Source organism: Kitasatospora sp. NPDC034035, from assembly GCF_055575755.1.
Genome location: NZ_JBVISA010000033.1, coordinates 1 through 25,757 on the forward strand (window position 1 = coordinate 1; position 25,757 = coordinate 25,757).

22 protein-coding genes and 1 pseudogene are annotated in these 25,757 nt (G+C 68.1%); 8 read left to right on the forward strand and 15 right to left on the reverse strand.

Features of this window, described 5'->3' with window-relative positions; genetic code table 11:
* A partial coding sequence (locus ACZ52J_RS33860) for a helix-hairpin-helix domain-containing protein (RefSeq protein WP_465624226.1) occupies positions 1–904 on the reverse strand: 904 nt, incomplete at its 3' end.
* 93 nt (positions 905–997) lie between these two features.
* Here ACZ52J_RS33860 and ACZ52J_RS33865 point away from each other — a divergent pair.
* From ACZ52J_RS33865 to ACZ52J_RS33880, 4 genes are all read left to right on the forward strand, one after another.
* A complete protein-coding gene (locus ACZ52J_RS33865; protein ID WP_465624228.1) occupies positions 998–2,458 on the forward strand; it encodes a site-specific integrase in 1,461 nt (486 codons plus the stop codon).
* 77 nt (positions 2,459–2,535) lie between these two features.
* Positions 2,536–4,263: a hypothetical protein gene (locus ACZ52J_RS33870; RefSeq protein ID WP_465624230.1), complete on the forward strand. Its 1,728-nt coding sequence runs from the start codon at positions 2,536–2,538 to the stop codon at positions 4,261–4,263.
* Complete coding sequence (locus tag ACZ52J_RS33875; protein ID WP_465624232.1) at positions 4,260–6,431, forward strand: hypothetical protein; 2,172 nt, start codon at positions 4,260–4,262, stop codon at positions 6,429–6,431. The genes ACZ52J_RS33870 and ACZ52J_RS33875 overlap by 4 nt, the downstream gene beginning before the upstream one ends.
* Entirely contained in the window at positions 6,428–6,961 is a 534-nt protein-coding gene (locus tag ACZ52J_RS33880; protein WP_465624233.1) for a coiled-coil domain-containing protein, read from the forward strand. Before ACZ52J_RS33875 ends, ACZ52J_RS33880 begins: the two co-directional genes overlap by 4 nt.
* 277 nt (positions 6,962–7,238) lie before the next feature.
* Here ACZ52J_RS33880 and ACZ52J_RS33885 read toward each other — a convergent pair whose 3' ends face one another.
* The 6 genes from ACZ52J_RS33885 to ACZ52J_RS33910 form a co-directional block, all read right to left on the reverse strand.
* Entirely contained in the window at positions 7,239–7,736 is a 498-nt protein-coding gene (locus tag ACZ52J_RS33885) for a hypothetical protein (protein WP_465624235.1), read from the reverse strand.
* Positions 7,733–11,164, reverse strand: coding sequence for a CHAT domain-containing protein (locus ACZ52J_RS33890; protein ID WP_465624237.1), 3,432 nt, complete (start codon positions 11,162–11,164; stop codon positions 7,733–7,735). The genes ACZ52J_RS33885 and ACZ52J_RS33890 overlap by 4 nt, the downstream gene beginning before the upstream one ends.
* Before the next feature lie 63 nt (positions 11,165–11,227).
* Entirely contained in the window at positions 11,228–13,339 is a 2,112-nt protein-coding gene (locus ACZ52J_RS33895; protein ID WP_465624238.1) for a PHP domain-containing protein, read from the reverse strand.
* Between the two features lie 67 nt (positions 13,340–13,406).
* Entirely contained in the window at positions 13,407–14,942 is a 1,536-nt protein-coding gene (locus tag ACZ52J_RS33900; RefSeq protein WP_465624240.1) for a DNA polymerase Y family protein, read from the reverse strand.
* A 1-nt stretch (position 14,943) separates the two neighbouring features.
* Positions 14,944–15,630: a hypothetical protein gene (locus tag ACZ52J_RS33905; protein WP_465624241.1), complete on the reverse strand. Its 687-nt coding sequence runs from the start codon at positions 15,628–15,630 to the stop codon at positions 14,944–14,946.
* A 284-nt stretch (positions 15,631–15,914) separates the two neighbouring features.
* A complete protein-coding gene (locus tag ACZ52J_RS33910) occupies positions 15,915–16,232 on the reverse strand; it encodes a DUF6221 family protein (RefSeq protein WP_465624243.1) in 318 nt (105 codons plus the stop codon).
* A 134-nt stretch (positions 16,233–16,366) separates the two neighbouring features.
* On the opposite strand from ACZ52J_RS33910, the gene ACZ52J_RS33915 reads away from it, so the two are divergent.
* Both ACZ52J_RS33915 and ACZ52J_RS33920 read left to right on the forward strand, forming a co-directional pair.
* Positions 16,367–17,005 carry a hypothetical protein gene (locus ACZ52J_RS33915; RefSeq protein WP_465624245.1) on the forward strand — a complete coding sequence of 213 codons (639 nt, stop codon included), beginning with the start codon at positions 16,367–16,369 and terminating at the stop codon, positions 17,003–17,005.
* A gap of 294 nt (positions 17,006–17,299) precedes the next feature.
* A complete protein-coding gene (locus tag ACZ52J_RS33920) occupies positions 17,300–18,535 on the forward strand; it encodes an MFS transporter (protein ID WP_465624246.1) in 1,236 nt (411 codons plus the stop codon).
* A 60-nt stretch (positions 18,536–18,595) separates the two neighbouring features.
* On the opposite strand, the gene ACZ52J_RS33925 is transcribed toward ACZ52J_RS33920, so the two are convergent.
* The 8 genes and pseudogenes from ACZ52J_RS33925 to ACZ52J_RS33960 all read right to left on the reverse strand — a co-directional run bounded on the left by ACZ52J_RS33925 (position 18,596) and on the right by ACZ52J_RS33960 (position 23,030).
* The gene (locus ACZ52J_RS33925; protein ID WP_465624248.1) at positions 18,596–19,021 is read right to left on the reverse strand and encodes a hypothetical protein; all 426 of its coding nucleotides are present in this window, start codon (positions 19,019–19,021) and stop codon (positions 18,596–18,598) included.
* Positions 19,018–19,314, reverse strand: a complete 297-nt coding sequence (locus ACZ52J_RS33930; RefSeq protein ID WP_465624250.1) for a phytanoyl-CoA dioxygenase family protein — start codon at positions 19,312–19,314, stop codon at positions 19,018–19,020. Before ACZ52J_RS33930 ends, ACZ52J_RS33925 begins: the two co-directional genes overlap by 4 nt.
* Positions 19,315–19,429: 115 nt before the next feature.
* Positions 19,430–19,747 (reverse strand): annotated as a pseudogene (locus tag ACZ52J_RS33935) (phytanoyl-CoA dioxygenase family protein); the annotation flags it as partial.
* Positions 19,748–19,939: 192 nt separating this feature from the next.
* A complete protein-coding gene (locus tag ACZ52J_RS33940) occupies positions 19,940–20,089 on the reverse strand; it encodes a hypothetical protein (RefSeq protein WP_465624252.1) in 150 nt (49 codons plus the stop codon).
* 150 nt (positions 20,090–20,239) lie between these two features.
* Positions 20,240–21,091 (reverse strand): helix-turn-helix domain-containing protein, encoded by an 852-nt coding sequence (locus ACZ52J_RS33945; protein WP_465624253.1) that lies wholly within the window; start codon positions 21,089–21,091, stop codon positions 20,240–20,242.
* Between the two features lie 36 nt (positions 21,092–21,127).
* Positions 21,128–21,643, reverse strand: coding sequence for a DUF6879 family protein (locus tag ACZ52J_RS33950; protein ID WP_465624255.1), 516 nt, complete (start codon positions 21,641–21,643; stop codon positions 21,128–21,130).
* Positions 21,624–21,890, reverse strand: a complete 267-nt coding sequence (locus tag ACZ52J_RS33955; RefSeq protein ID WP_465624257.1) for a hypothetical protein — start codon at positions 21,888–21,890, stop codon at positions 21,624–21,626. The genes ACZ52J_RS33950 and ACZ52J_RS33955 overlap by 20 nt, the downstream gene beginning before the upstream one ends.
* Positions 21,891–22,064: 174 nt before the next feature.
* Positions 22,065–23,030, reverse strand: coding sequence for a hypothetical protein (locus ACZ52J_RS33960; RefSeq protein WP_465624258.1), 966 nt, complete (start codon positions 23,028–23,030; stop codon positions 22,065–22,067).
* A gap of 437 nt (positions 23,031–23,467) precedes the next feature.
* Here ACZ52J_RS33960 and ACZ52J_RS33965 point away from each other — a divergent pair, with 437 nt between their 5' ends.
* Together ACZ52J_RS33965 and ACZ52J_RS33970 are read left to right on the forward strand one after the other, a co-directional pair.
* Positions 23,468–24,184 (forward strand): nucleotide-binding protein, encoded by a 717-nt coding sequence (locus ACZ52J_RS33965; protein WP_465624260.1) that lies wholly within the window; start codon positions 23,468–23,470, stop codon positions 24,182–24,184.
* A complete protein-coding gene (locus ACZ52J_RS33970) occupies positions 24,181–25,239 on the forward strand; it encodes a ParB/RepB/Spo0J family partition protein (RefSeq protein WP_465624261.1) in 1,059 nt (352 codons plus the stop codon). The genes ACZ52J_RS33965 and ACZ52J_RS33970 overlap by 4 nt, the downstream gene beginning before the upstream one ends.
* Positions 25,240–25,757 lie beyond the last annotated feature (518 nt).

The following is a 25,757-nucleotide window of genomic DNA, read 5'->3' on the forward strand; positions in this document are numbered from 1 at the left end:
CGGCCGGGGCGGTGAGAGCGGGAGCGGTGCCGGGCAGCATGCCGTCGCTGGTGCGGGCGAGCAGGCCTGCCGACCACAGGGCCTGGCGGCGGGTCACGCCGAGGCCGGCGAACGCTCCGGCGGTGGCGAGGGCTTCGAGGAGGGGTGCGGGTAGGTCGGTGCGGCGCGCGAAGTCCTCCAGATCGGCGTAGGGGCGGTGGGCGGCGATCGCGTCGGCCTGCTCGGTGCCGAGGCCCCGGACGGCGGCAAGGCCGAGGCGGATCGCCGGCCCGCTTGCCGCGTCGCCGGTGCCGGCGGGGTCGGGCTCGAGGGTGGGCTGGGCGTCACTCGCGTTGACGTCGGCGGGCAGGACGGTGACGCCGTGGCGTCTGGCGTCGGCGACCAGGGTCAGCGGTGAGTAGAAGCCCATCGGCTGGTTGGCCAGCAGGGCGCAAGTGAAGGCGGCCGGGTAGTGGTGCTTGAGCCAGGCACTCGCGTACACCAGCAGGGCGAAGGAAGCGGCGTGGCTCTCGGGGAAGCCGTAGCCGGAGAACGCCTCGATCTTGCCGTAGACATCCTCGGCGACCTCGCGGGGGATACCGCGCTCGGCCATCCCCGCGAGCAGGCGCTCGCGCAGCTCGGCGACCCGCTCGTGGGAGCGTTTGGAGCCCATCGCCTGACGCAGCTTGTCAGCCTCGGCGGGAGTGAACCCGGCCCAGTCGATGGCCAGTTGCATCATCTGTTCCTGGAACAGCGGCACTCCGAGAGTCTTCTTCAGCGCTCGCTCCATCAGGGGGTGCGGGATGGTGGCCTTCTCGCGGCCGTTGCGGCGGCGGATGTATGGGTGGACGGATCCGCCCTGGATGGGTCCGGGGCGGATGAGGGCGACCTGGACGACGAGGTCGTAGAAGCGGCGCGGGCGCATCCGTGGGAGTGCGGTGGCCTGGGCGCGGGACTCGACCTTCTGTGTACGTTGCGCGTGTTGTCACAGGTCGTGTTGCGCATGGAGTGAGCCGAGTTGGGTGAATGGCGTCTGTTCTGGGCAGGTGTTGGGGGCGTGCCAGATGGGGCTGGTACGGGGGTTCTGGAGCGGTGGAGGGACCTGGAGGATCGTGAGCGGGCGCTGAGGATTCGCACCGGTCAGCCGATCCTGATCGATCCCTCGGGTCGTTCCGACGGCCGGCTGAGCGCGGTGTTCCGGCACCACGACTTCGCCCGTAAGGCGGACGGAACGAAGGAGACGTACGCACCGACCTATCGGTTGTTCTTCTCGTTTCTGTGGCAGCGCGGGCTGGGCTGGGACCGGGTGAAGGCGTCCGATCTGGAGGACTGGGAGGACTGGCGGCTGCGCGGGGAGAGTAACGAGGGGCGGATCGGTGGAGCGACCTGGGCGCGTGAGCTGGCTGCGCTTCGGCTGTTCTACGACATCGCGGTGAAGCTGAAGTTCCTGACCGCGTCGCCGGTGCTGACGCGGTCGGTCAACACGCCTGACGGCGTGGTGGAGGTTGCGGAGCTCGCGCCGGACGACGTTCGCAGTTCGAACGTGAAGTGGCTGTCGCCGCGGGGGTTCCGGCTGTGGCGGGATGTCGGCCTGGGCGGGATGCGTCCGGGCGGTCTGGAGGACGAGAGCTGGCCCGGCCGCAATGACGGACGGGACACGGCGTTCGCGGACTACGTCTACTCCAGCGGCTTGCGGCGGCGGGAAGCGGGAACGTTGCTGTTGCCGGAGCTGCCGGCGGTGACGGGCCGTGCCTACTACCCGGGCTGGGTGGGCAAGGCGGTGGCCAAGCGGGCCGGGCGCTTCTACTACGTCAGCCACGGTGCGGTGCGGGGCGCGGATCTCTACCGGTTGTCTGCGCGGGAGGCGGCGGTGGGCCGGGCCCGCAGCCGGGGGCTCTACGAGGCGCTGGCGGGGCGGCTGTTGCTGCTGCGGGAGATGCGTCGGGACCGCACCGCGATCTGGAGCGGTCCGGATGGGCGGACGTTCTCCGCTCATGTGGACCTGCTGACGGCCCGCCAGCGGATGCTGATGTTCGTCGAGGGCGAGGACGGTTTGGAGCCGGCGATGCTGTGGCTGACGGAGTCGGGGATGCCGATGGCCTACAAGAGCTGGACGAAGGTGTTCGAGCGGGGCTCTGAGCGGTGCGCGAGGGCGGGGCTGAGGGTCTTCGCGACCCCGCACATGCTGCGGCACTCGATGGCGCTTCGGATGCTGTTGTCGCTGATGAGGGCCCTGGATCGGCGTCTGGGACTGACTCCTGCGGAGCGCGAGCGCTACGAGCAGGTCTATGGCACGGTCTGGGCGATGGTGAAGGATCTCTTGGGGCATCGGTCGGTGTTGACGACGAAGGAGATCTACCTGGAGCCGGTGCGGGGCCTGCAGATCGAGACGCTCCTGAATGACACGGACGATCCGGGCAACACGGAGCTGTTCGCGGAGCTTTCCCGGCGCACGGGCCTCGTGCTGGACGCGGCATGAGTGGGCGGGGGAACAAGGCGTCCATGCCGCCGCCGTTCTACCGGCGTCGGCCGACGCTGGACGAGACGGGCCTGGTCGTGAGCCCGGTCGCCCAGGGCGGCGAGGAGCTGGGCATCTGGGACTTCTCCGCTTTGCCCGGCCCGGAGAGTTTGTGCAGGGAGCTGGCGGCGGTGTTCGACGCCCGGGCCCGCGGCCATTGGAACACCTTCAAGAGCTGCGACACCTATGCCAAGACGGTGCGGCGGTTCGTGAAGGAGATGGCGAAGTGGGACTGTCCGCCGGCGGCGGTCGCCGAGCTCACTCTGGAGGCCTGGGAGGCCTGGGCCAGCAGTGAGCATCCGACCGCGGTCCGGCAGATGGAGCAGTTGCTGCGGGAACACCCGGATCTGGCCACTGGGGTCGCGGCGGCGATGTCGAAGCGGCGCACGACGACCCGGTGGGTGACGAAGGAGGGGTTCACGAGTGCGGAGATGAAGCAGATCAGGGACGCGGCGGCTGGCACGGTCCGCCGGGCCCGGCTGCGGATCCGTGAGAACACGTCCGTACTGGAGCGGTGGCGGGCTGGGCAGATCCTGCCCGGCGATGGGGACTGGGCGTTCGGCGAACTGCTCGATCACCTGGCCCGCACCGCCGATCTTCCCCGTTGCCCTACCCGTCGGCGGTCGAGCGGCAAGCCACTGGCGTCGGCGCTGGAGGTGTTCCACGAGCGCACGGGCGGCGGCTACGCGGCCGCGGTGGCGACGCTGTTCCCGACGGTGTCGGAGAAAGCGGCGGCTGCGGTGCTGCTGACCTGCCATGAGGGCTGGAACCTGTCGGTCCTGGAGCGGTTGACGGTCCCCACGCAGTGGCCCAACGGCGACGGCGGGGAGGAGGAGCCCGTCATCCACCGGGTCGACACCGACAAGCCCCGCCGCGGCCGACGGCGCCATGCCAGCAACAACCTGGTCAACCTCGGCGAGGGGACACCCGGCTGGGCAATGCAGGCGGTCATCGACATGACCGGCCAGGCCCGCGCCACGCTCGCTCACCTGGGCCGGCCCACGGACCTGCTGCTGTGGTCCCGCAACGGCCGCAGCACGTCCCTGTTCAGCAACATGTCGGATTCCGACATGTTCAGCGCAATCGGAATCTGGGCCGAGCAGGCACGAACGACCGGCGCTCAGCTTCCCACCGGGGTGACGTCGCGTCGGCTGCGGCACACCGCCCAGGTCCTGTTCGGCGGGCCGCGCAACAACACGGCCGCCATTCAGGAGAACGAGTACGAGCGACGGGACGCCGCCGTCATCGAGTCCTCGCGGGACGTGGTGGCGGCCGCGCTGGAGGAGGCGGTGAAGCACGCACGCGAGAACGTGCTGATGCGCGTCGCCACGGACACCGACGGGGACGAGGCCGCAGAGGCGGTGATGGTCGCCGCAAGCACGGGCGTGTCGCTGGAGGTCGCCGGACAGGTGGTCCGCGGCGAGCTCGACACCGCGGTCGCGGCCTGCGAGGACATTGGCAACCGGCCGATCGCACCGACCGGCCCCTGCACAGTGTCGTTCATGCTGTGTTTCGCCTGCCCGAACGCGCTGGCCACCCGCCGACACCTGCCCAGGATCGTCTATCTGTTCCAGACGCTGGAGGCCCGCCGCTCGGTGGTGGCGCCAAAGGTCTGGGCGGAGGACTGGGCCGGGCATCACACCCGGATCGGCCACCTGCTGGGCCAGCACACGGACCCTGCGGACTGGCCGGTCCTGGCCGCAGCCGTCACCGCCCGGGAGAAGGACCTGATCGACAGTGTGCTGGAACGGAGACTGCAGCCATGACCACCACCGATACGGCCGGAGCCTTGCCGCTCGTCCTGGTCGACCCCGCGCCCGACACTCTTGTGTTCCCCTTGCACCGGGTCCGCTCCGGAACCCGGTCCGAGGACCTGTCGCGTTTTGGGGACGAGGGCTGGAACCTTTCGCTGGTCCACGAGTCCGCCGCCGCCCGCAACAACGCCTTCAGGTGGTCGAACTTCCCCGACCTGCTGCGGGCATCGTTCAAGCGGATCGCCTGGGCGGTGGTCAACATCCCCACCCCGGACATCCTGCACCAGCGGCTGCACTCCAGGGCCCGGCCCCAGCTCGCCTACGGATCCCTGGTCCAGACGTTCACCGTGTTCCGGCACTTCGCCCGCTGGCTGGAGAAGCGCCAGATCACCCGGATCAGCGATGTCACCCAGGAGACGATGGCCGACTACGCTGCCGACCTCGGGGCCAAGGGCCACACCGACCCGCAGGACGAGCGCAGGCTGTTCGCCCTGACCCGGATCTGGGCCTACGCGCCGTTCCTGCTGCCCGGCGACCGGCTGGTCATGCCGCCCTGGGAGGACCCGGGCAGCGCGATCACCGACTTCCTGGACGACTTCCAGTCGCCGCGAGGGGAGAACCGCACTGAGGTCATCCACCCGGCGACGATGTCCCCGCTGTTGGTTTGGTCCCTGCGGCTGGTCCTGGACCTGGCTCCCGACATCTTGGCCGCCCACCGCGAATACCAACGACTGGACACCCGCGTCCGGCCCCCGGGCACGACGGTGAACGGCCAACAGGGGCTCGTGGTCGACCACCTCAGGAAGCTGCAAGCGGAAGGAGGACGGGTTCCCACCTATATCGGCGAGATCGGGCAGCACGTCGCGCGTCGCCGTCGCAGCCTGGACCGCCCGCCGATCGCGGTCACCTACCTCGCCGGTCTGCTGAACGTGACGATCAACCAGGTCACCCGGGCCGTGAACGAACTCGGCCCGGAACTGGACGGCTACGAGTTCGGTGCTGGCGCCCCGCTCGACGTCACCCCCGTCGGCACGATCGACGGCCGGCCTTGGAGGGAGACCATCGACTTCTCCGAGGCCGCGAACCTGGCCCTGCAGCTGTCTACGGCAAGTCTGCTGGCGATCGGCTATCTCTCCGGCATGCGCCCGGAGGAGGTCCTCCACCTGGAGCGCGGCTGCTGCGAACCCGAGGAGAAAGACGACGGCACCGTCCGCTACAAGATCACCGGACGGCACTTCAAGGGCGTTACCGACGAGGTCGGCAACACCGTCCCGGGCGGGGAGATCCGCCTCGAACCCTGGACCGTCATCGAGTTGGTCAGCCGGGCGGTCACCGTCCTCGAACAGCTCCACGACCACCATCTGCTCTTCCCTCGCACGCCCCGCTCCGGGGACGCCTCCCCGGGCGAGGGCATCCACCCGCAGATCGCCCGTAAGCGGATCACCGGGTTCATCGCCTGGGCCAACCGGGAAGCCCAGCGGCAGAACCGTCCCCACGAAGCCATCCCCGCCGACCCGCACGGGCCGGTGACACTTCGACGGCTGCGGCGTACGGTCGCCTGGTTCATCTACCGACGCCCGGGCGGGCGGATCGCGCTCGGACTGCAATACGGGCATGTTGGCACATCGATGGCTGAGGGCTACGGCGGCCGCACCACGGTGGACATGACCGATGTCCTCGATCTCGAGGAAACTCTCGCCATGGCCGACGCCCTCGCCGAGGCCGGCGACCGCCTGGACGCCAGCGAGGCCGTCAGCGGCCCCGCGGCCGACCGCTACATCGCGGCGGCCCGCGAGTTCGCCGCCCGCTTCCCTGGCGCCTTCGCCACCAAGAGCCAGATGAAGGCCCTGCGCAACAACTCCCGCCTGCGGATCTTCGACGACTCCGAGGCGCTACTGACCTGCAACTTCGACCCGTTCAAAGCCCTCTGCAGCATTGATGCCCCCGACGGGCGGCGAGCTCCCGACCGGAGCCGCTGCAAGGCGGCCTGCGCGAACATCTCCCGCACCGACAGCCACATGCGCCGGGCCCAGGCCCAGATCGACGCCATCGACGACGAACTCGCCGACCCGCTCCTGCCGCAGCCACTGCGGCACCGCCAGCAGCAGTGCAAAGAAGCCCGCCTCGAACTCATCCGCCGGCACGAGCAGACCGCCCACCCTGCAGGGAGCCCCGCATGACCAGCACCTCGGCCATCACCGCGGAGACCGACGCCCCGAGCGCCTCGCCCTCGCTGACAGCGGGGATCGCGGAAACGGTCGGAGCTGTCCTTGCCCAGGCCGCCGCCGCGTCCGGCAATACCATCTCGGCTGACGGTGCTGCCGAGGTCCAGGCCATCACCGACGCGATGATCCGCCTCCTCATCGGCACCCCGATGCGCTCCGACGGTCAGCTCACCGTCAAGTCCCTCGCTGACGAAGCCGGCCTGAAACGCAACAAGCTCACACACAAACACACCGGGCTCAAGGACCTCTTCTATGCACTGGTCCGGACCCAGGACGCCCGCCCCAGGATCGCCGACTCACTCAAACAACAGAACGACGAGCTCAAACGCCGAAACGCCAGGCTCCGAGCCGAACGAGACCAGCTCGCCCGAGACATCGAGCAGTTCGCCCGCGTGGTTCACGTACTGGAAGTCGAGAACCACCAACTGCGACAAGCGTCCAAGGCCGACAGCGTGATCAGGACCTTCCCAGGCCCTCGCCACTGACTCCGCACGGACCAGCTCGACGCCGCTCCTGCAAGCAGCCCCCGTCGTCCAGCGCCGGCCAACCGAGTTTCCGAAGCCGTTGCTGCCGTACCGGCAGCAACGGCTCGATCCGGTTCCACACGTCAGCCGACACCATCCCCACAGGTACCCCCAGCTTCATGTCACGGCCCAGCTCGACGGCAACGGTGAGGTGACATTATCGGCGAACCGCCGGTAATACACCGAGCGCCAGCCGCTGACGAATCGGGGGCGATGCCCGGCGGAGGTGATCCTGCAATCACTCCTTAAGTTGGCTAAACAAGTCCTTCAGGCCGCTTAGCGGCCCGCTTGGATCTGCAAATTCAATTTCCTCTGTCTCTTCCCATGATCCATCTGGACGTCTCACCACTTTGCGAACCTGTTTTTTCTTCCCGCCCGTAACGAGGAGATAGAGTCCATAGAGAGCGCACGTCAGAATTATCGTCACCTCTACGACCGGGAGCTTATACTTCGCCTCCCTGATGGCGCCTCGGACCTGCTCCTGAGTGTCTACGTCGTCCCAAAATGCCGCAAGCACTGTCAGGTCTGCTTCCAGAAGGAGGGCGCTATCCGAACCCATGACTTCCAGTGCTTTGCTTGTCGACTCCCCTCCGTTCGCCGAAGTTGCAATCTGTTCCTGCATGGCACTAACAGTAAGGTCGCCAGAGAGCTCCGAAACAAGAAATCGTACGGCGTGTTGGACCGTGGCCGGATCTGCCTGTTCGTCCGTCAGAAACTGCGCCAAGCTCTGCTTCATCTCCAGTCTCCTTCAACTCCACAAAAGTAGCTTCTCCAGTGGGGAACACCGGATTCCTGCAATCTCCGACTTGCCTCCCGAACCGCGTTGGCCATGGGTATCGCTCTCTGGATATGAGCTTCAAGGCACTCCGCGAGTAGGAATGTCGCATCCGATGGAACCACATCCCAAAGTGGAGCCACAATGGTTCGCGTACCTCTCAATCTCAGCGCGCCATAAAATCCGAGGCGCTCGCCTAGCCCTGCCATGTGCGTCGTCCCTGATGAGCAGGCCGCGGATAGAACGAGCCGAGGCGCGCGGCGAAGTTGCGCGGCGTTCCGCCATGACCATCGATGCTGTCGGCCGCGGGCCGCCTTGGCAGCAACCGCGTGCGTTGTTGGCAGTCGACCATCATGAGCAAGCATTAGGGCGACGTCCTGCTCTTCAGGATCTACGTAGGCATGACAGAGAAAGATCCCAATATCAACCGACTCCAGCAAATCATTAACCCGTTCGCGTTCTGCGTCCACGCCTTGACAAACTCTAACTTCCAGCTCCGCCTGCTCACCTATTTTGCGAATTCTGGCGACTGCATCCTCGAACGCACTTATCACAGCAGCCCCCTCCCCTGCGCTCGGCACCACTACCACACCAATAGACTTTTCGCCATCCTGCGCTAAATCACCGAGAGACAGCAGGGACGACCAGCTTGGGATGTACGAGGTGGTCCAGAGTCCACTTTCACAAATGTGCCACGGAAGTCCGGCATGCCTTGCATGATCAATGATGACCACATGATCATTATCGGAAACTCGGATATCGCAGATAAACTTAGTCAGCCATGACTGGGCTGCCTGCCATGCTGGGTAATCCAGCGGATCCCCCGCACGACTAAGGCGCCACCCGTTGAGGCGAGTCTGAAGATGCTCCGGGATCCGAGCCAGGTTGACCCCGGCGGGTAGTGGTGGCACCCAGTCTGATCGAACCTCACCGTCGGCCGTGATTGTAGTCCGGAATCCAAGATAGTGGCCGGAATTTCCCACATCTAGCCACTCAATTACATGCAAGGCTCCCGAGGAGGGTGCGATGGGTCGAAGTGCGTCAACGTCGAGTCCCATTGGGAGCGCCGCCAGGTTTTGGAAACCGCCAGTTGCCTGGGCGACCATCAAAGCGCGACCGGTGGCGTCGCGTTGAAGCTCAGAAACCATACGGACCATTGGGTGACGCGGCTGCTTGAAGACAAGGTGAGCAGCCAAATCGCGCAATACTTTGCCGAGGTGATCAGTTGCGTCAATCGCCGCGCTCGCATTAGAAACCCTTCCGAGAGCAACAGACATTGCCCCAGGAATGAAGAGGAGCATTCCATATGCTTCTATCTCTTCGCCGCGGCGCACCGCGAGGCGAGCCGCTTCAGCCAAGGCCACAGCGTCAGCTATGCCGATCATGTGTCGAACTGCTATTTCGTACCGCCACATTTTTTCGGACTCATCGAAAAGTTCAAGAGATTCCGCAATCAAAGCTAGGCTTCTATAGCCTGCTGCTACATAGCGCCTATCACCGCGAGCAAGAGCCCGATCTGTAGCGACAACAAGGGCGTTGACCACATTGTCAACAACCTGCCTATATGCGCCCCGGTCAGTTTGCAAGACCGAAGCCCACGCACTGGCAGTCAATAGCAGAGCTTCTTCTTCCTCTGGTACCCCCAAGGCCTCCAACTCGTGGATAGCCTCTTGAGCGTCCTTCCTGTGAGCGAGCACAGCCCGCAAGTAGGTGCTCTGGGCAGCCCAATTGCCGCCAGTAAGCGCGGCGGCCGCTCGGGCAGCGGATAGTGCCGCATCCTCATGCCCCATGACCAGGTGAGCGTGAATCAGGTTTTCGAGGAGTATAAATCGGTCACCGCCGGTAGCTCCGGGAAGTAGCTCCTCAAGAATTGCAACTGCCACATCTGGTTCTCCGGTCGTCATCAGCACGTCCGCACGACTCATCTGGAGAAGCCTACGCAAATCGACATCTATTTCCAAGGACACAAGGGCATCAAGAACTTTGCGCGCCTCCTGGTCATACCCGTAGCCATGCATCGCGATTCCACGGTAGATGCCAATGAAGCAGCGCGTATCTGCAGAAAGATGCACTTCACCTGGAAGAGGCTTAATTCCGACTCGGTCCAAATATTTAATTGGATTTCTCAGCTCTGTGCACATCTGTCCAAATCGAGCGACCAAATCTCCATATGCATTCACATCGCCAGACATGGAAAGCTCCGACCCTCCCAGATCGAAAATCTCCTCCATATCGTCTATGCGGCCATCACGCTTTAGTTGCTGCATAAACTTAAAGTAGGCGAAGGCTCGACCCCTTGGCGATCGAGAGCCGTAGGTGGACTGGATGGCTGCAAAAATTTCTCCTGCCGTCACGTGGGGTCCAATGGAGAACAATTTCCCATATTCAAGCACCTGAGATATGACCTCTGGAAAACCAAGGTTGACGCAGATACTCTCCAGCTCTGCATCGAGTTTTGAATCTCTGTGAAATCTGCTCTCAACCGCTTCGACAAGTCGATTGAAGTCGATAGTCGGACCGACCATTGAATAGGGGAGGAATAATTCGCTATACTCCTCCCCAAAATCGCCATCTCGACGCCCAAGTTCAACTACCAGGTAGCATTCGACCCAGTCCCCTGCGTAAGGATTTTCCAGCTCGGCCGCCGCGCATGCTGCCGCATTTACGGCGTGAAATGTATAGTCCGCCGGCTCCACCGGGTAACTGCGTAGCATTTCTAGGGAACCAGGAAGAATCGCCCCCTTCCGAACGAATTTCTCCAGCGCAGATGCCAGAGATGGATGAGAGTCACGGCCAGCGGTGAGGGCTATTGCTTTCCATAGAACGCCCTGAAATTTTCCAGACCAATCCAGGATGGCTTGAACTTGATCGTCACTTTCGGCCCTGCGGCCAAAATCTGCGAGGAATGTGAATGTTGGAGCATAAAATTCACTCCACCTATCTTCCAGCCACCCAAGGCGCCCCTCGGGGATTCTCCAAAAATCCTCCATCATTTGCAAACCCGGGGAAATGCGATCTGCTGCTGCCGTCCTCAGATCTTCAGCCGTCTCGCAGATGCGTAGGGCGGCAGACTCTTTTCCAAGCCTTCTGGATACTAACCGCTGCAGCGCTTCAATCGTGATTCCATCCGCCGGATAGACGTCTACGGGATCATCTGCGCTGCCTTGACTGTCATACAGGATGGATGTTGGCCTTGACCCGACTATCTGTGCGCCACACGACGGACAGTGGTCGGGCTCGTCGGCGATCCCTAGAAATCCTGGCGCATCAAGATCCCACATGTCGATAGGGACCGAATTCCAGAAAAGAACAAAGGATTCAATATTCTCGCCGCAATAAGGGCATTGAGCGCTTTGAGTCGCTCCTTCATTTTTTCGATCGCTCTCCATTTGCGCACCCCTGCACCTGTAGAGCTTCCTGCTGGCTCCCCTGTCAAGGAGAGACCCATACAACTAGTCTGCGTGAGTCATCTTTGGGGCGCGAGCGTTCCGGAGCTGACTTTGCCGCGGAAGCTGTAGCGGCCGAGTACGCTCGCGTGCCGCAGCGGGGGACAGCCAGACGATGTCCTCGTCCAGCACCGGGTGTTCGCGCTGGTCGGTAGGCAGGGCGCGCATCGGCAACACGCACAGACTTGACACAGAATCGACCTGGAAGACGCCGACGGTGTCGGCGCGGCAGAGCATGTCGTAGACGGCTGGGTCGTCCGAGGGGATGGTGGCGAGGTCGTAGCGGACGCCGTGGTGTTCGGCGATCAGGTCGCAGGCGTCGTGGAGGGCGGAAAGCATGCCGAGGCCGAGCAGGTCGATCTTCACCAGGCCCGCTTCAGCGACGGAGTCCTTGTCCCACTGGAGGACGGAGCGCCCGGGCATGGTGGCCCACTCGGTGGGGCAGGTCTCGGCGATCGGCTCGCGGGTGAGGACCATGCCGCCGGAGTGGATGCCGAGGTGACGGGGCAGTCCGCGCAGCTGGGCGGCGAGGTCGCGTACGTCCGCCGGGACCGGGGCGTCAGGGGGCGGCATCTCGTGCCAGCCGGTCTCGCGGGCGAAGCGGTCGAGGTCGCCGGGGGCGTAACCGAGGGCGCGGGCGGCGTCGCGGATCGCGAGGCGGGGCTGGTAGGTGATGACGTTGGCGACCTGGGCGGCGTGGTCGCGGCCGTAGGTGTCGTAGACGTACTGGATGACCTCTTCGCGGCGGCGGTGCTCGATGTCGAGGTCGATGTCGGGTGGTCCGTCCCGCTCGGGTGACAGGAAGCGTTCGAAGAGCAGGCCGTAGTGGATCGGGTCGACGCTGGTGATGCCGAGGGCGTAGCAGACGGCGGAGTTGGCGGCCGAGCCGCGGCCCTGGCACCAGATGTCGGTGCGGCGGGCGAAGTCGACGATGTCGTGGACGATGAGGAAGTAGCCGTCCATGCCGAGCTGGTCGATGACCTGCAGCTCGTAGGCGATCTGGCGGTGGGCTTTCTCGTTGTCCGGCGCGAAACGCTCGGCGGCGGCGCGCAGGGTGAGGTCGCGCAGCCAGCTGGCCTCGGTGTGGCCGTCGGGGACGGGGAAGCCGGGCAGGGCTGGGGAGAGGTCGCGGAAGTCGAAGGCGCAGGCGCGGCCGAGGTCGACGGTGGCCTGCTGGGCGCCGGGCCAGGGGGTCAGGAGGGCGGCCATCTCCTGCGGGGAGCGCAGGTGCGCGGTGCCGGCGGCGGCAAGGTAGGGCTCGGCGTCGGCCAGGGAGCGGTTCTGGCGCAGCGCGGCAAGGGTTTGGGCGAGGCGTAGTTGGGCGGGGGAGGCGTGGTGGGCGGCGGTGGTGGCGATGAGGGGCAGGCCGAGGCGGGTGGCGAGGGTGGCGAGGGTGTCGTTGCGGTCGTCGTCGCCGGGCATGCGGTGGTCGGTGAGTTCGACGTAGAGGTTGTGGTGGCCGTAGCGGTCGGCGAGGGCGCGCAGTTCGCGTTCGGCGCCGGCTTCGCCTTCGGTGTCCAGGGCGCGGCGTACGGCGCCTTTGCGGCAGCCGGTGAGGACGGCCCAGTGGCCCTGGTGGGCGTGGGCGAGGAGGTCGCGGTCGTAGCGGGGGCGGCGTTTTTGGCCGCCGGCGAGGTGGGCGTCGCCGATGACCTTGGCGAGGCGGCGGTAGCCTTCGGCGCCGCGGGCCAGTACCAGGAGGTGTTCGCCGTCCTGGTCCGCAACACCGGTGGGCGCGAGCGCTGCGTCCAGCGTCAGCTCTGCGCCGAAGACCGTGCTGATGCCGGCGCGGCGGGCCTCGGCGGCGAGGACCGGGGCTGCGTAGAGGCCGTCGTGGTCGGTGACGGCGAGGGTCTCGATGCCGAGGCGGGCGGCCTCGTCGACGAGGGCGGCCGGGTCGCTGGCACCGTCGAGGAAGGAGTAGGTGGTGTGGACGTGGAGTTCTGCCCAGCCCGGTCCGGCCGGCGGCGCGGCGGGCCGCGGCGGAGGGGCGGGCTCGGCCTGCGGGCCCGGGCCGGGAAAAGGAAGGACCGTACGGTCACCGCGGGGCTGCGGGGCGCCGGCCAGGCGGCGGTGCAGCTCGCCCCAGGGGGTGTGGGGGTGGTTGGTGAAGCCCATCGTGCTCGTCCAGGTGGTGGTTCTCGGTCGTGGACAGGGCCGGCGGTGCCCGGTCGGTGAGCGGGTGTCAGGTGTCGTAGTCGCCCTCGACCGTCCAGCGCCCACCCGTGACGGCCAGCAGTAAAGCCCGCCCGTCCTCGACGACGACCTGAATCCGGGCGGTACGCCGTGCCTGCTCGGGATCCCACCAGCGTTCCTGCTCCGGCCACGGCCCGGCCCAGCCCACCACCCGCGCACTGTCGCCAGGCAGCACCAGGCGTGCCGGGGCCGAGCGCACCTCGGCGCGAGCGGTCACTTCGACGTCGCGTCCGTCAGCGTCCAGCAGCCGCACCGCCGACGGCGCCGCCGGCACGTGGGTCGGGGACGGCGCGGGAAGCCGCCCGGGCCAGGGACCGTCCGCACGGCGCTCCCGATGGGCGTCGCCCCACGGGGTGCGCACCACCCGGTCACCCGGTGCCCGGCCGCCGGCCAGGTCGAGGGTCACCGGCGCGCCGTGACCGAGGATCGCCTGCACGCGAGCCACCGCCCGCTCCGCGCGCTCCCGCGCCTCTTGGTCACCGTCCATGAGGGAGAGCTGACGGCCCGGGTCGCGCACCAGACCGTCGGGAACCAGGCGCAGCACCGTCACCCCGCCCGCCCGCTCGTCGAACAGGGCGCACTGCTGCCAGGCCTGCAGCTGCCAGCGCACCCGCTCGGCGACCGCCCCGACCGACAGGACACCCTCGTGGCGCCACGCCCTGCCGGCGGTGGTGCCGTCGGCGCACTCGATCTCCACCTCGACGCGTTCGCATGCCAGGCCTGCTGCAGCGAGGCCTGCGTGCAGGCGCTCCGCGAGGCCACGCGCGTGGAAGACCATCGGCTCGGCGAGCGTCATGGGCTCCTCGAACCGTTCCTCGGCTGTCAGGTCCACCCCCGGCGGCCGGGCAACGACCGGCCTGGCCTCCAGGCCGCGCGCCAGGCGGTGCGAGAGCAGGCCCGCCTGGCCGAAGCGGTCCGCCACGCTCGCGGCCGACAGGGCCCCGAACTGGCCGAGCGTCATCAGTCCGAGCCGGCCCAGCAGGTCGGCCAGCCTCTGGTCCCCCAGCTCGGCCACCGGGTACGGAGCCAGGAAACGGGCACTTTCCCCTTCGGGGACGATGCGCTGCGTGCGAGCGGCCAGCCGTGCGGCGAACAACCCGTCGGCGACGCCGACCCGGCAGGGATGCCCGGCGGCCTCGACCGCGTCCATCACCCGCTCGGCCAGCACGTCCTCGCCACCGTGGAAGCGCGCCGCACCGGCGGCCGCGAGCGCCAGCAGCCCCGGGCGCACCACCTCCAGGTGCGCGGCCAGCGCGCCGACGGCATCCGCGACCGGCTCGAACCGGCGTGCTTCGGCGTCCAGGTCCCGGTCGAAGATGGTCAGATCCGCGACCAGGGACTGGGCGGAGCGCACCTTCTGCCCACCGCGGACCCCGGCAGCGCGGGCCGCGCCGCTCGCGGCCAGGATCCGGCCGTGCTCGGCCACCGCCGCCAGCCGTCCCGGCTCCGGCTCTTCACCGAGTACCGCGACCACGGGCCAGTCCGGAACCCAGCCGACCATCAGCCGCGCCACGTCCTCGCCCATCTCACACCACCACCAGCGGAGCCCGATCCGTGAGCACCGGCCGGTCCGTCCCGCCCACAGTGGCGGCCGGCTGCTCGACGGCGCGGACCACACCCTGCGCGTCCGGAAGCCACAGGCCGACCCGGCGCTCGCGCGCAGCCGCGCCCCGCCCGCCGGCCTCCACCACCAGTTGCCGTGCCCGCAGCCGGCCGCGCCCCTGCCGCAGCCCCTCCCAGTGCCGCGCCACCACCCGCAGCCGCACCCGGGCCCCCGGCCACTGCCCCGCCACCACCACCGCGCACCCGCTGCGCCGGGCCACCGTGACCAGGCGCTCGGCGACCGGACCGGGCGGCGGGGCGCCGTTCAGAAGGAGGATCCCGAATCCGTCGGCGAGTGCCATCGCGACCTCGGCCCGCCGTTCGCGTGGGGCGTCGACCACCACCAGGCGGCCGATGTCGACGCCGAGCTCCGCTGCCGCGAGCGCCCCGATCCCGTCGAAGCCGAGCGCCGCGCAGTACAGGCCGGACGTCGTCGCGGCGGCGGCGAGCGCGAGCACCAGCGCGGTCGCGCCGCCGGTCACCGACACGACGGCGCCCGGGCGCAGCCCCCGCTCCGGAAGGAGGTCCTCCAGGGCGGGCAGCACCGGGACCAGCGGCCCGGGACGGGAGAGCTGGAGCCGGGGGGCCAGAGCTGCGAGGGTTGCGTGCACACCCCCAGCATCGAACATGCGTACGAAAATGAGCAAGCGGAATCGCATCTCTCATTAAATCGGTCACCCGTTCGATCGAAGGTCGTTACTGCAGGTCACAGCCCCACCGGTGCGGTACTGTCCCGGCATGCCGCACCCCGGCGGCAGGGGCACTGTCCCGTGCCACTGGACCTTGACCGATTGCCACTGAAGTTTGACCGCTGCCCAGTTCGTGCCAGCGAAACGTTGACGGCCTCGCCAGTTCCCCGGTTCGTGCGGCCAGGACTTGGGACGGGCGGGGCTTCCTAGGGCAGTGTCTGAGGACGCCACTCCTCACGGTAGTCGGGGGCATCGTGGTAGATCTGGGCAAGGAGTCTGACCGCCGCTCCAAGACCGGCGGCCCAGCCGGCGTCAAAGTCTTTGCTGGTGGCGGCCATAGCTGGCATGTCGAGGTGTGCGACCGGTGCGTAGAGATCTGTGACCGCGCGAACCATGTCGATCATTGGGATCGTGCTGTCGAGGTGCACGTCCGTGTCGGGGGGAGCAAGCGACGTGATCATCACGACGTTGTGCTCGTCCGCGTCGAGTTTCGCTCGCACGAACTGGATGAGGCCATCGTTCATGGCGATCATCCTGACCGACGGCCGCGCGGTTCGTGAAGCCCTGTGTCTGTCGCCGCACGCCCGGTGGATGGCTGTTGAGCAGGGCGGTCAAGAGACCTTGGCGAGGCGGCGGTAGCAAGGAGTACCTCACCGCAGTGCGCTCCGAAAACGGCCTCCTCGAGCTGCACACCATGCATTTCGCCGACGAGGTCCGCGATCCCCGCCACGAGGTCGGCGACCTGCCGGAGAAGATCAAGCTGTCCGCGCAGGAGATCAAGACCGCCGAGCAGCTGATCGGCATGCTCGCCATCGACTGGCAGCCCGACCAGTGGCACGACACCTACGAGGAACAGGTCAAGAAGCTCGTCGAGGACAAGCTCGCCGGCCGAGAGATCGCCGTCTCCACTGGCCCCGCACCGGAGGCCACCAACGTCGTCGACCTCATGGACATGCTGCGCCGCAGCCTCGAGACCGCCCGCAAGGGCGAGACGACCGAGGGCCCGAAGAAATCCACCCGCCGGACCCAGGCCGCCCGTGCCAGCGGATCCCCCAAGCAGACCGGCGGCAAGAAGAACACCTCCACCAAGACCGCCGCCGCGAAGACCACGGCCAAGCGCACCAGCGCCACCGGCAAGCAGCAACTGTCCCAACTCACCAAGGCCGAGCTCTACCAGCGCGCCACCGACCTCGACATCGCCCACCGCTCAACGATGAGCCGCGACGAACTCCAGAAAGCCGTGGAGAAGGCCGTGGAGAAGGCCACTCCGGGCAAGCGGCTGCGCTCCGCATCCTGATCGCATCCCGTACCGCAGGTCAACCGATCCGCCTCCGCGGACAGCAGCCCGCACGCGGCCGGGCTGAACAGGCCCGGCCGCCCGGAGCCTTCACCGCGCGGCGCCCGGCCCGTGGGGGTGTACGTGCCGGGCGGCGTGGAGCAGGCGCAGCCGCGCGCCCAGGCCCGGTGCCTGTGGCGATCGGGGAGTCTGCGACAGGCAGTCTTCAACTTGCCCTAGGGTTAAGGGAGTTCCCGGTGGCGAGCCTGCTGCCGGGACTTCGTGCTTTCCGGACGGGTGTGGATCTTGCGATACGTGCGGTTGCTGCGGCGGGGCCCGGTTGTTCTCCTGTGGAGCGCGCAGACGGCATCGGTGTTCGGTGACCGGCTGTACGCGCTGGCGGTGATGTGGCTCGCGTGGCAGAGATCCGGCGGCGCGGCGATGGGTCTGGTGGCGATCGCGGAGTCGGTGCCGTACATCGTGCTCGGGACGGTCGGTCGGCGGGTGATGGAGCGGTTCACGACGCTGCGCGCGCTCGCGGTGGTGGACGTGGTCCGGATGGTGCTGGTCGCCGGGCTGCCGTGGACGTGGGAGGCGTTCGGGACGCCGGGGCTGCTGGTGTCGGCCGGCCTGCTGGGGGTCGGTGGGGCTTTGTTCGATCCGAACCTCGGCGCGCTGGTGCCGGACCTGGTGCGGCCGGGGGAGGTGCAGGCCGTGAACGGGCTGATGGACCTGACCGCTCGGATCGCGCGGGTCGCCGGCCCCGCCTCGGCCGGGGTGCTGCTCGCGGTGATGCCGATGGCCGGGCTGTTCTGGTTGGACGCGGGCACGTTCGCGCTGTCTGCTGTCGCACTGGCCGCCCTGGGGGCCGGGACCGCATGCCGCCGGGAGGCCGTCCCGGCCGGTGCCACGGCTGCCCCGAGTCTGGTGCCGCGGGCCCGGGCCCTGGTGCGCACGCACCCGGAGACCGGGGTGGTGCTGGCCGTCCACGGGATCGCGATCTTCGCGGGTGCGGTGTCGATCGTGATGCCGGCGCTGGTGGCGGTGCGGCTCGGCGGTGGGGTCGGCACCTACGGTGTGATGCTGGCCGCCACGGGGGCCGGGTCGATCGTCGGGAACGCGGTGGCCGGGAACGTCCGGCTGCCGCGGTCCCTGCCGGCGTTCTACTGCGTCGCGTGGGCCGTCTCCGGGGTGCTGATGGCGGTGACCGGGTCGGTCAGCACGGTCGCCGAGCTGGTGGCGGTGTCGGCCGCCTACGGGGCCGTGTCGCCGTTCCTGGCGGTGGCGCTGTCCACGCACCTGGCGCAGTTCCCTCCGGCCGCCCGGCGCCGGCTGCTGACGGTCGACCAGACGGTCATCCGGACGATGGGCACCCTCGCAATGGCCGGGATTCCCGCGCTGGCCGCGGCCCATCCGAGGGCCGGGTTCACCGCGGGCGGCCTCGCTACCGCCGCGGTGGGCATCGTTGGGTGCGTGGTCGTGGTGTGGTGGGCGAAGGCCCGCACGCCGCTGCCGGGCGCGGAGCCGGTGCTGGAGAGCGTGGTCGGCTGAGGACGCGAGCGGGGCCGGTCTCCCTCTGGGAGGCCGGCCCTTCGCGCTGTCGGTCTCAGATCACGCGATCAGGGACCAGTGGGTGACGGTGATGTCCTCCAGCGGGATGCCCAGCTGCTGGTAGATCCGCTGGTGCATCGCGCCGAACCAGGCGTCGCGCCGGTCGGCGAAGAACGCCGGGTCGTACCAGGCGACGCCGAGCAGGACGGTGCCGCCGCCGTTCGGGTTGTCGATCTCGGGCTCCCAGTAGGTGCACTGCCAGTCCCAGAGCATCAGCTCCTCCGGGCGGCTGCGCAGGCGCTCGTCGGAGGCGCGCAGGGCCTCGATGCACCGCTCGGCGGTGGCGGCGTCGGGGCAGTAGTAGGTGCAGTCGGACTTGCCGATCGGGGTCTTGTCGGCGCGGCGGGCCGCGTCGGCGTCCTCCCCGGTCAGGACGCGCACGCGGTTCACCGCGGTCGCCTGGTCGAGCGTGTCGAGGATGGTCACAGTGGTGCTCTCCTCTCCCTTGTCCTGCCGGACTTCCAGCCCGTGCCGCTGATCGGCACGACGCTGAGGCTCTGGGGGTCGCGCCGCAGGATGCCGCCCGGCGCGGTGTAGCGGACGTTCAGCCCGATGCGGGCGCCGCTACTGGTGTTGGTGCCGGAGCGGTGCACGAGGCGGCTGTCTATGAGGACGGCGCAGCCGGCGCGCAGCGGCACGGGGATGGTGGTGTCGGGGGTGAAGTCGTGGGCCTGGTCGGCCCGGCCGCGCCTGGTGCCGTTCGGGGGTTCCTTCTCCACCGGTAGGTAGCCGAGCCGTTGGGAGCCCGGGGCGGCGTGCAGGCACCCGTTGGCCGCGGGTGGCGTCGGTGATGGCCAGCCACGCGGACACTGACCGCTCGGGGTGGAGCTCCAGGCGGGCGTCGATGCCGTCCTGGTGCCAGGGGATCTCGAAGGTGCGGCCCGGCCACTTCATGACGAGGAAGGTGTTCTCCACTGCGACGTCCGGTCCGAGGACGGCCTGGACGGCGGCGAGCAGGTTCGGGGTGCGGACGGCGAACTCGGCCCAGTCCTCGGTGAGGTGCGCGTTCCTGAGGATCTCCTGGCCGCTCGCGCGGTGCTCGGCGGCCAGGAGAGCGCCGCGGCCGCGCGCCGCACCGGGTGTCGACCACGCGATGGGCGAGCTCATGCCGCGTTGGCCGAGGATGCCGTCGAATTCAGTGAGCGCGGTCATGGTCGCCTCCGTGGACGGGGCACGGGCAGATCGGCCAGGTGGCTGACGGGTGGTGGGCGTCGGGACTCACGTCGTCGGGGTCGAGGGCGACCTGGCCGGTGTCGTGGGACCGGGTGCCATCAGGGCCGAGGCAGTAGGTGCGGATGGTCAGGCCCCGCCGGCGATTGGCCGGCGGGACGAAGTCGGCGCTGTTCACCGCGCCGCCCGGCTGCGCAGCTCGCGGAACAGCCGGGCTCGGCGGTAGGCGACGCTGTGGTTGGCGATGTGGACTACCGTCCTGCCGTCGACCGTCACCACCAGGTCGCCGCCGGGGTGTCTCAGATGCGGTCTGCTCGCGGGCATGGCGGTACTCCAGGGCGTCGGAGGTTGGTTGCCGCCCGGGGCGTCCACGGTGCCGAGGGGGATCGGTTGAGTCCTCGCACCGGGCGGCATCAACGACGGTAGGGAGTAGCGAAGTAGTCACTCAACGAAGTTGCACGGGATTACACGGATTCATCCGAGGGCGTCGATCGCCGCTGTGATCAGGGCCCGTGCCGGCGCGCCGCGTACCGCGACGTCGGATAGCTCGGCGAAGACCTTCTCGTACATGGCGATCTCGCTGGGCTGGGTGATCGTCAGGTAGCCGGAGACCAGCTCCACGTTGACCTGGGTCTGGTCGTAGATCCAGAACCCTTCCACGGGCCAGCCGTTGTCCCGGTCCGGCCGCATCGGCACCACGCCGAGGCTGACGTTGGGCAGCCGGCCGACGGTGAGCAGGTGGCGCAGCTGCTCCAGCATCACCGGGCGGCCGCCGAGGCCGTTGCGCAGGACGCTCTCCTCGATGAGGAGGGCGAAGCGGTGCCGGCCTTCGTAGAGGATGTGCTGGCGGTCCATCCGCTCGTTGACGGCGGGCTCGACGTCGTCGGCCAGGCCGCGGCGGTCGCGGATCGCGGTGAGGATCGCGGTGGTGTAGGCGCGGGTCTGGACGATGCCGGGGATGATCCAGGGAGCGTAGGCCCGGAAGGCGCGGGTGCGCTCGTACAGGGGCCGGACGGATTCCTGCGCCTGGCGAAGGCCGGTGCGCTCCATGCGGCGCCACTCCAGGAACATCGCGTCGGCCTGGCGGCTCTGGGCGATGAGGTCGTTTGCCTGGCCGTCGGCACTGCACGCCGCGCACCAAGCGCGGATGTCCGCGTCGGAGGGCGGGGTCTTGGCGTTGATGATGCGGGAGGTCTTGGCGGGGGTCCACCCGCACCGAGCGGCCAGTTGCTTGCCGTTGAGACCGGCGTCCAGCATGAGCTCGCGCAAGCGCTGAGCGACGGCCTTACGAGCGGCCTGGGCGCTGGACGACGAGGAAGCGGGCATGGGAACCGGTTGCCGGTGCGGGTGGGGGTGCTCGGGTCAGACCGTGTAACGGTCGTGCGGCACGGCGCGCTCCCACACCGCCTCGAACGCCGTAGCGCAGTGCTTCGCCAGGGCGGGGTCGTGCAGGATCTCCTCACCCTGCTCGGCGAGCTGCCCGTCGCCGGTGAAGTGGTGGTAGTGCACCACCTGGTCGTCGAAGACCCAGAAGTCCAGGCCCGGCAGGCACAGGTCCTTCGTGTGCCGCCGCGGCAGCCAGCGGACCTGTTCGCCGGCGGCGAGGTTCCCGTAGGTCAGGTCGTGCTCGTAGCGGATGTAGTCGTGCACCGGCTCGGAGACGATCCGCGCCCGCCGCACCACCACCCCACGACCAACCGCCTCGGCCACCGCATCGTGCCACCCGTGCCACCACGAACCACGATCAGCCGGGTCCAGGCGCTTGCCCTGCCGGAAGGCGATGAACTCCGGATCGTCCAGCATGTAGGAGTCGCGCATCTCCAAGTGCACCGCCGAACGCTGCGCCCGGGCGAGTGCCTTACGAACCGGTGTTGCCATGTGGCGCCTCTCCGTCGGGCCGGGGGATGAACTGCAGCATGTTGGCGGGCAGCCGGAACACGCCCTCGTGCTCCGGGATGTCCGTGGTGTGGCCGGGCACCGAGCCGACCTCCTGCGCCTCCCGGATCGTGGCCTCGTCCGCCTTCCAGGACTGAATGATCAAATCCCCGGTCTCCTCTTCCAGCCAGATCGTCGGGGACTGGTCGGATGGGGTGTTCGGCCAGATCCCCAGAAAACGTAGCGTCATGGTGACCTCCCGTACCAAGTCGGTTACACGGACTTGCACGACGCTCCTCCGATGCCGACGGACCGTCAAGGGCGCACGCAAGCATGCCGCGCAGCTGGACTTCTGGCTCTCGAGGAAGTCGCCGGTATGCCCACCGACACAACGAGCAGCGCTACCGGGGGATAGTTGCGGAGTTCACGAGAAGGCGGCTTCGTTGCACTCCGCGACCATCTGCCCACGCTGTTCCGCGTCGGTGCTGTCGGGCTTGTCCCATCCCAGGTCGCGCAGCAATAGGCGCTGCGTGCCGTCAGCCGTGGTCAGCATGATCCTGCAGCCTTCTCCGCTTCTCGAGACGGAGCACCAACACCATCTGTCCTGCAGATGGAGGCCGGACCCGAGCACGGGATCGGTCAGCAGGCCGAGCAGCTGATCGTGATCCGGCCCCCGGAGCATCTCCAGCACCCAACTCGTGCGGCCGTCGTGGCATGGATCTGACCACATGTCCGTACCGCCGTAGCCGTCAGGGCAGGTGGTGAGGCGGATCCGGCGCAGCAGCGTGCTACCGACGTGCGGATCGAGGTGCCGGCTGGTCCGCCACGTCTGGAGTTGCTGTTCCGCTGGCGTCCATCGGTCGGGTTGGAGGAAGCAGGGCTCGGCTCGGTGGTGGTGGGCGTTGGCGATGATGGCGTCGACTGCTTGGTGCCACCAGCGGGTGGGGAAGCCAGTCAGGCGTACGGAGGTGTCGAGACCGGGCTGGTAGAGCAGCACGTGGTGGTAGGTGGTGCGGAACCGGAGGCCGCAGATGCCGTGGATCTCATCGGAAGCGGCGGGATCGACAGGCAGCATTCGCTCGGCCCAGTGGCGTACGACGAACGGCTGGGCATCGAGCCGGATGGTCAGGCCGTGCGGTCCCGGGTGAACGGCGTGGATGCCCATGGGGTCAGCGCTGAGCAGGCCCAGGCCTCGTCCACGTTCGGCGATGTGTGTCTCGAGGAAGGCCTGGGAGCTTGAAGCAGCACGGGGAATGAGCGCTTCGCCCGGGGCGCGCTGGGCGAGGAAGTCGCGGACGGCAGCGTATGGCTCGCCGGTGCATGCCCTGCGCTTGCGAGCGGCGTAGCGGAGGCTGGCTTCGCCGATCCATGGGCGGTGGTGCTGGGACACGGATGCCACTTCCGCGCGCGACCCGACCCCCTGGCTGCGCGCTGGTGTGCTTCCGGCCTGCCTGCTGTCCGTGTACTGCCCAGGGTGTGTGCCGCTTGCTTCTGGCCGTATGCATGCCGCCGCGGGGTCACTTGGCGGCTGCCGGCCGGGCGCCCTGTCGCTGCCCGTCTCATGTGTACCGCACTGGCTCGTTGCTGGCAGGCGTCGACTCGCCCGGAGGCCGTGCGTGTCAGCACGAGCCGTTTCACTTCGCTGCCTCGGGGGTGCCGCCATGCCAGCCACCAGGCGGAAGACGATGAAGTGCGGAGAGGCCCGGGTGATCGCTGATCCCGGCCGCGCCACGCCTGCATACCGACCCATATGCGCCCTGAGCTGGATCTTCTGACATCCTGTGTCGGTCCGAAGTACCAGCCAACTGGGAATCACACGGAGCTTCCATGGCACACGTGCATGTCCTTCTGAACCAGAAGGGCGGCGTCGGAAAGTCGACGCTGACTGTCAACCTCGCCGCGGTCACCGCCGAGGTCATCGGCCGCAAGGCCGGCGAACAACCCCCCGTCCTCGCCGTCTCGGTCGACCCGCAGGGCTCCACTGCGTGGTGGTCCAACCGCGTCGGCGACGAACTCCCCTTCCTCTTCACCCAGGCACACAACGACCTCGGATCGCTGCGCAAGCTGCGTGCCGTCAAGTCGGTCCGGCACATCTTCGTCGACACCCCGGGCTGGCTCGACCTGTCCGACGACGACACCACCGCCGACCCGCTCGGCGACGGCAAGGCCGCAGACATCCTGCGCGCCGTGCTGGACAACGCCGACAGCGTGATCCTGCCGATCGAGCCGGAACCCTTGGGCTTCAAGCCGACCGTCCGCACGGTCCGCCAGATCGTCGAGCCCCGCGGCCTGCCCTACACCGTCGTCATCAACAACTGGGACCCGCGCGATGGAGACGTCGACCTTCGGCAGACCCAGGAATTCGTCGAGAAGAACGGCTTCCCGCTGGCGAAGAGCGTCGTCCGGCACTACAAGGTCCACTCCCGCGCGGCCGCCGAAGGCCTCGTCGTCACCCAGTACAAGCCCAACCGGGCCAGCTTCGAAGCCCGCGAGGACTTCTTCAAGCTGGCCCTGGAGCTCAACCTGAACGGATCCGCCCGATGAGCCGCCGCGTCAACCTCGCCGACATGCTCGACGGCGAGCCGCTCGACGAACCCACCCAGGCCGAGCCCCGCCCCCCGGTCCTCAACGTCAAGCAGATCTCGCACAACCCGGACAACCCCCGGGGCGTCATCGACGGGACCGACCAGGAGTTCCTGGACCTGGCGACCAGCATCGAGAGCGTCGGCGTGATCACCCCGCTGACCGTCTGCACCGCCGCCGAGTTCCTCAGGCACAACCCCCAGCACTCGAAGCGGATCGCCGGCCACCAGTACGTCGTCGTCGCGGGTCACCGCCGGCTCGAGGCCGCCCGTCAGGCAGGACTCACCGAGGTACCGGCGTTTATCAACGACAAGGCGGCAGAGGATCCGCTCGTCTGGGCGGTGGCGGAGAACCTGCTCCGTGTGGGGCTCACTCCGATCCAGGAGGCCCACACCCTGCGGGTTCTGACGGACAAGCCCCCGGCCGGGCGAGGGATGTCGCAGGGCAAGGTCGCCAAGGGCATCGGCAAAACCCAGGCCTTCGTCTCCTTCCGTATCGCACTGCTTGGACTCGTGCCCGAGCTCCAGTCGAAGGTGGCCTCCGGCGAGCTGGGCGTGAAGGCCGCACGGGCTTTCACGAGCCTTCCAGCCGAGGAGCAGCTCAACGCCTACATGGCGTCTCTGGCCAAGTCCGCGCTCACGCTGGCTGCTCCTTCGTCGGAAGCCGCTTCCCCCGCCGAAACGGGAAAGAACGTTCCGGCTACTCCCCCACCAACAGGTACTCCGACTCCCCGGACGGCCACGCCGTCGCCGACAACGTCGACGGCATCGGGGACCACGCGCAGGCCCGACAGCGCCGCAGACAACCAGGCCTCTGCGCCTCAGGACTCGCCGGTGGCGGTTGCAGAGCCCGCAGCCGACCTACCGGAGCAGCGCGCACCGCACACGGCGCCGGCATCGGTATCCGACGTCGACTGGCATGACATTGATGCCTTCGTCGCCGCGGTCCGGTCGGTCCTCGACAAGAACGAGGTGTACGAGCTGGCCGAGGCGCTGATCGACAGCCTCCGGGACTGACCCCCATAACCGGGTTATAGCCAGCCGCCCGGTCGCAGAGCCTGTGCTCCGGGGAAGCACCGCTATAACCGGGTTATGACTCCAGCCCCCGAAAACGCAGAAGGGCCTGTCTCGTCAGCCACCGCTGAGGAGACAGGCCCTTCACTGTACTGACGATCGGACGGGACGCCGCCAGCCGCTGACTGAACGACATTCGGACCAGGCCCACGCGCACCTGGAGAGCCCTGCGATGGCCAATCCGACCGTTAACGGCCTGCGGCAGCATGACCGGTCACGGCCGTGCCCTCGCAGACGCCGAGGTCAGCCCGGGGCGAGGTGAGTTCCTGCCACCCATAACCCGGTTATAGCTGCCCCGGTGGCAGCAACGCACAACGCCAGGGCCGGGAGGCCTCGCTATAACCGGGTTATGGCTCCATCCCTCAAAAAACGGGCCCGCATCCCTCGCCGGAAAACGGGCCCTTCGCTGTGCTCGGGTCAGGCCGGGACGATCCGCCCGCCGGCCCCGGCTCTGCGGATCC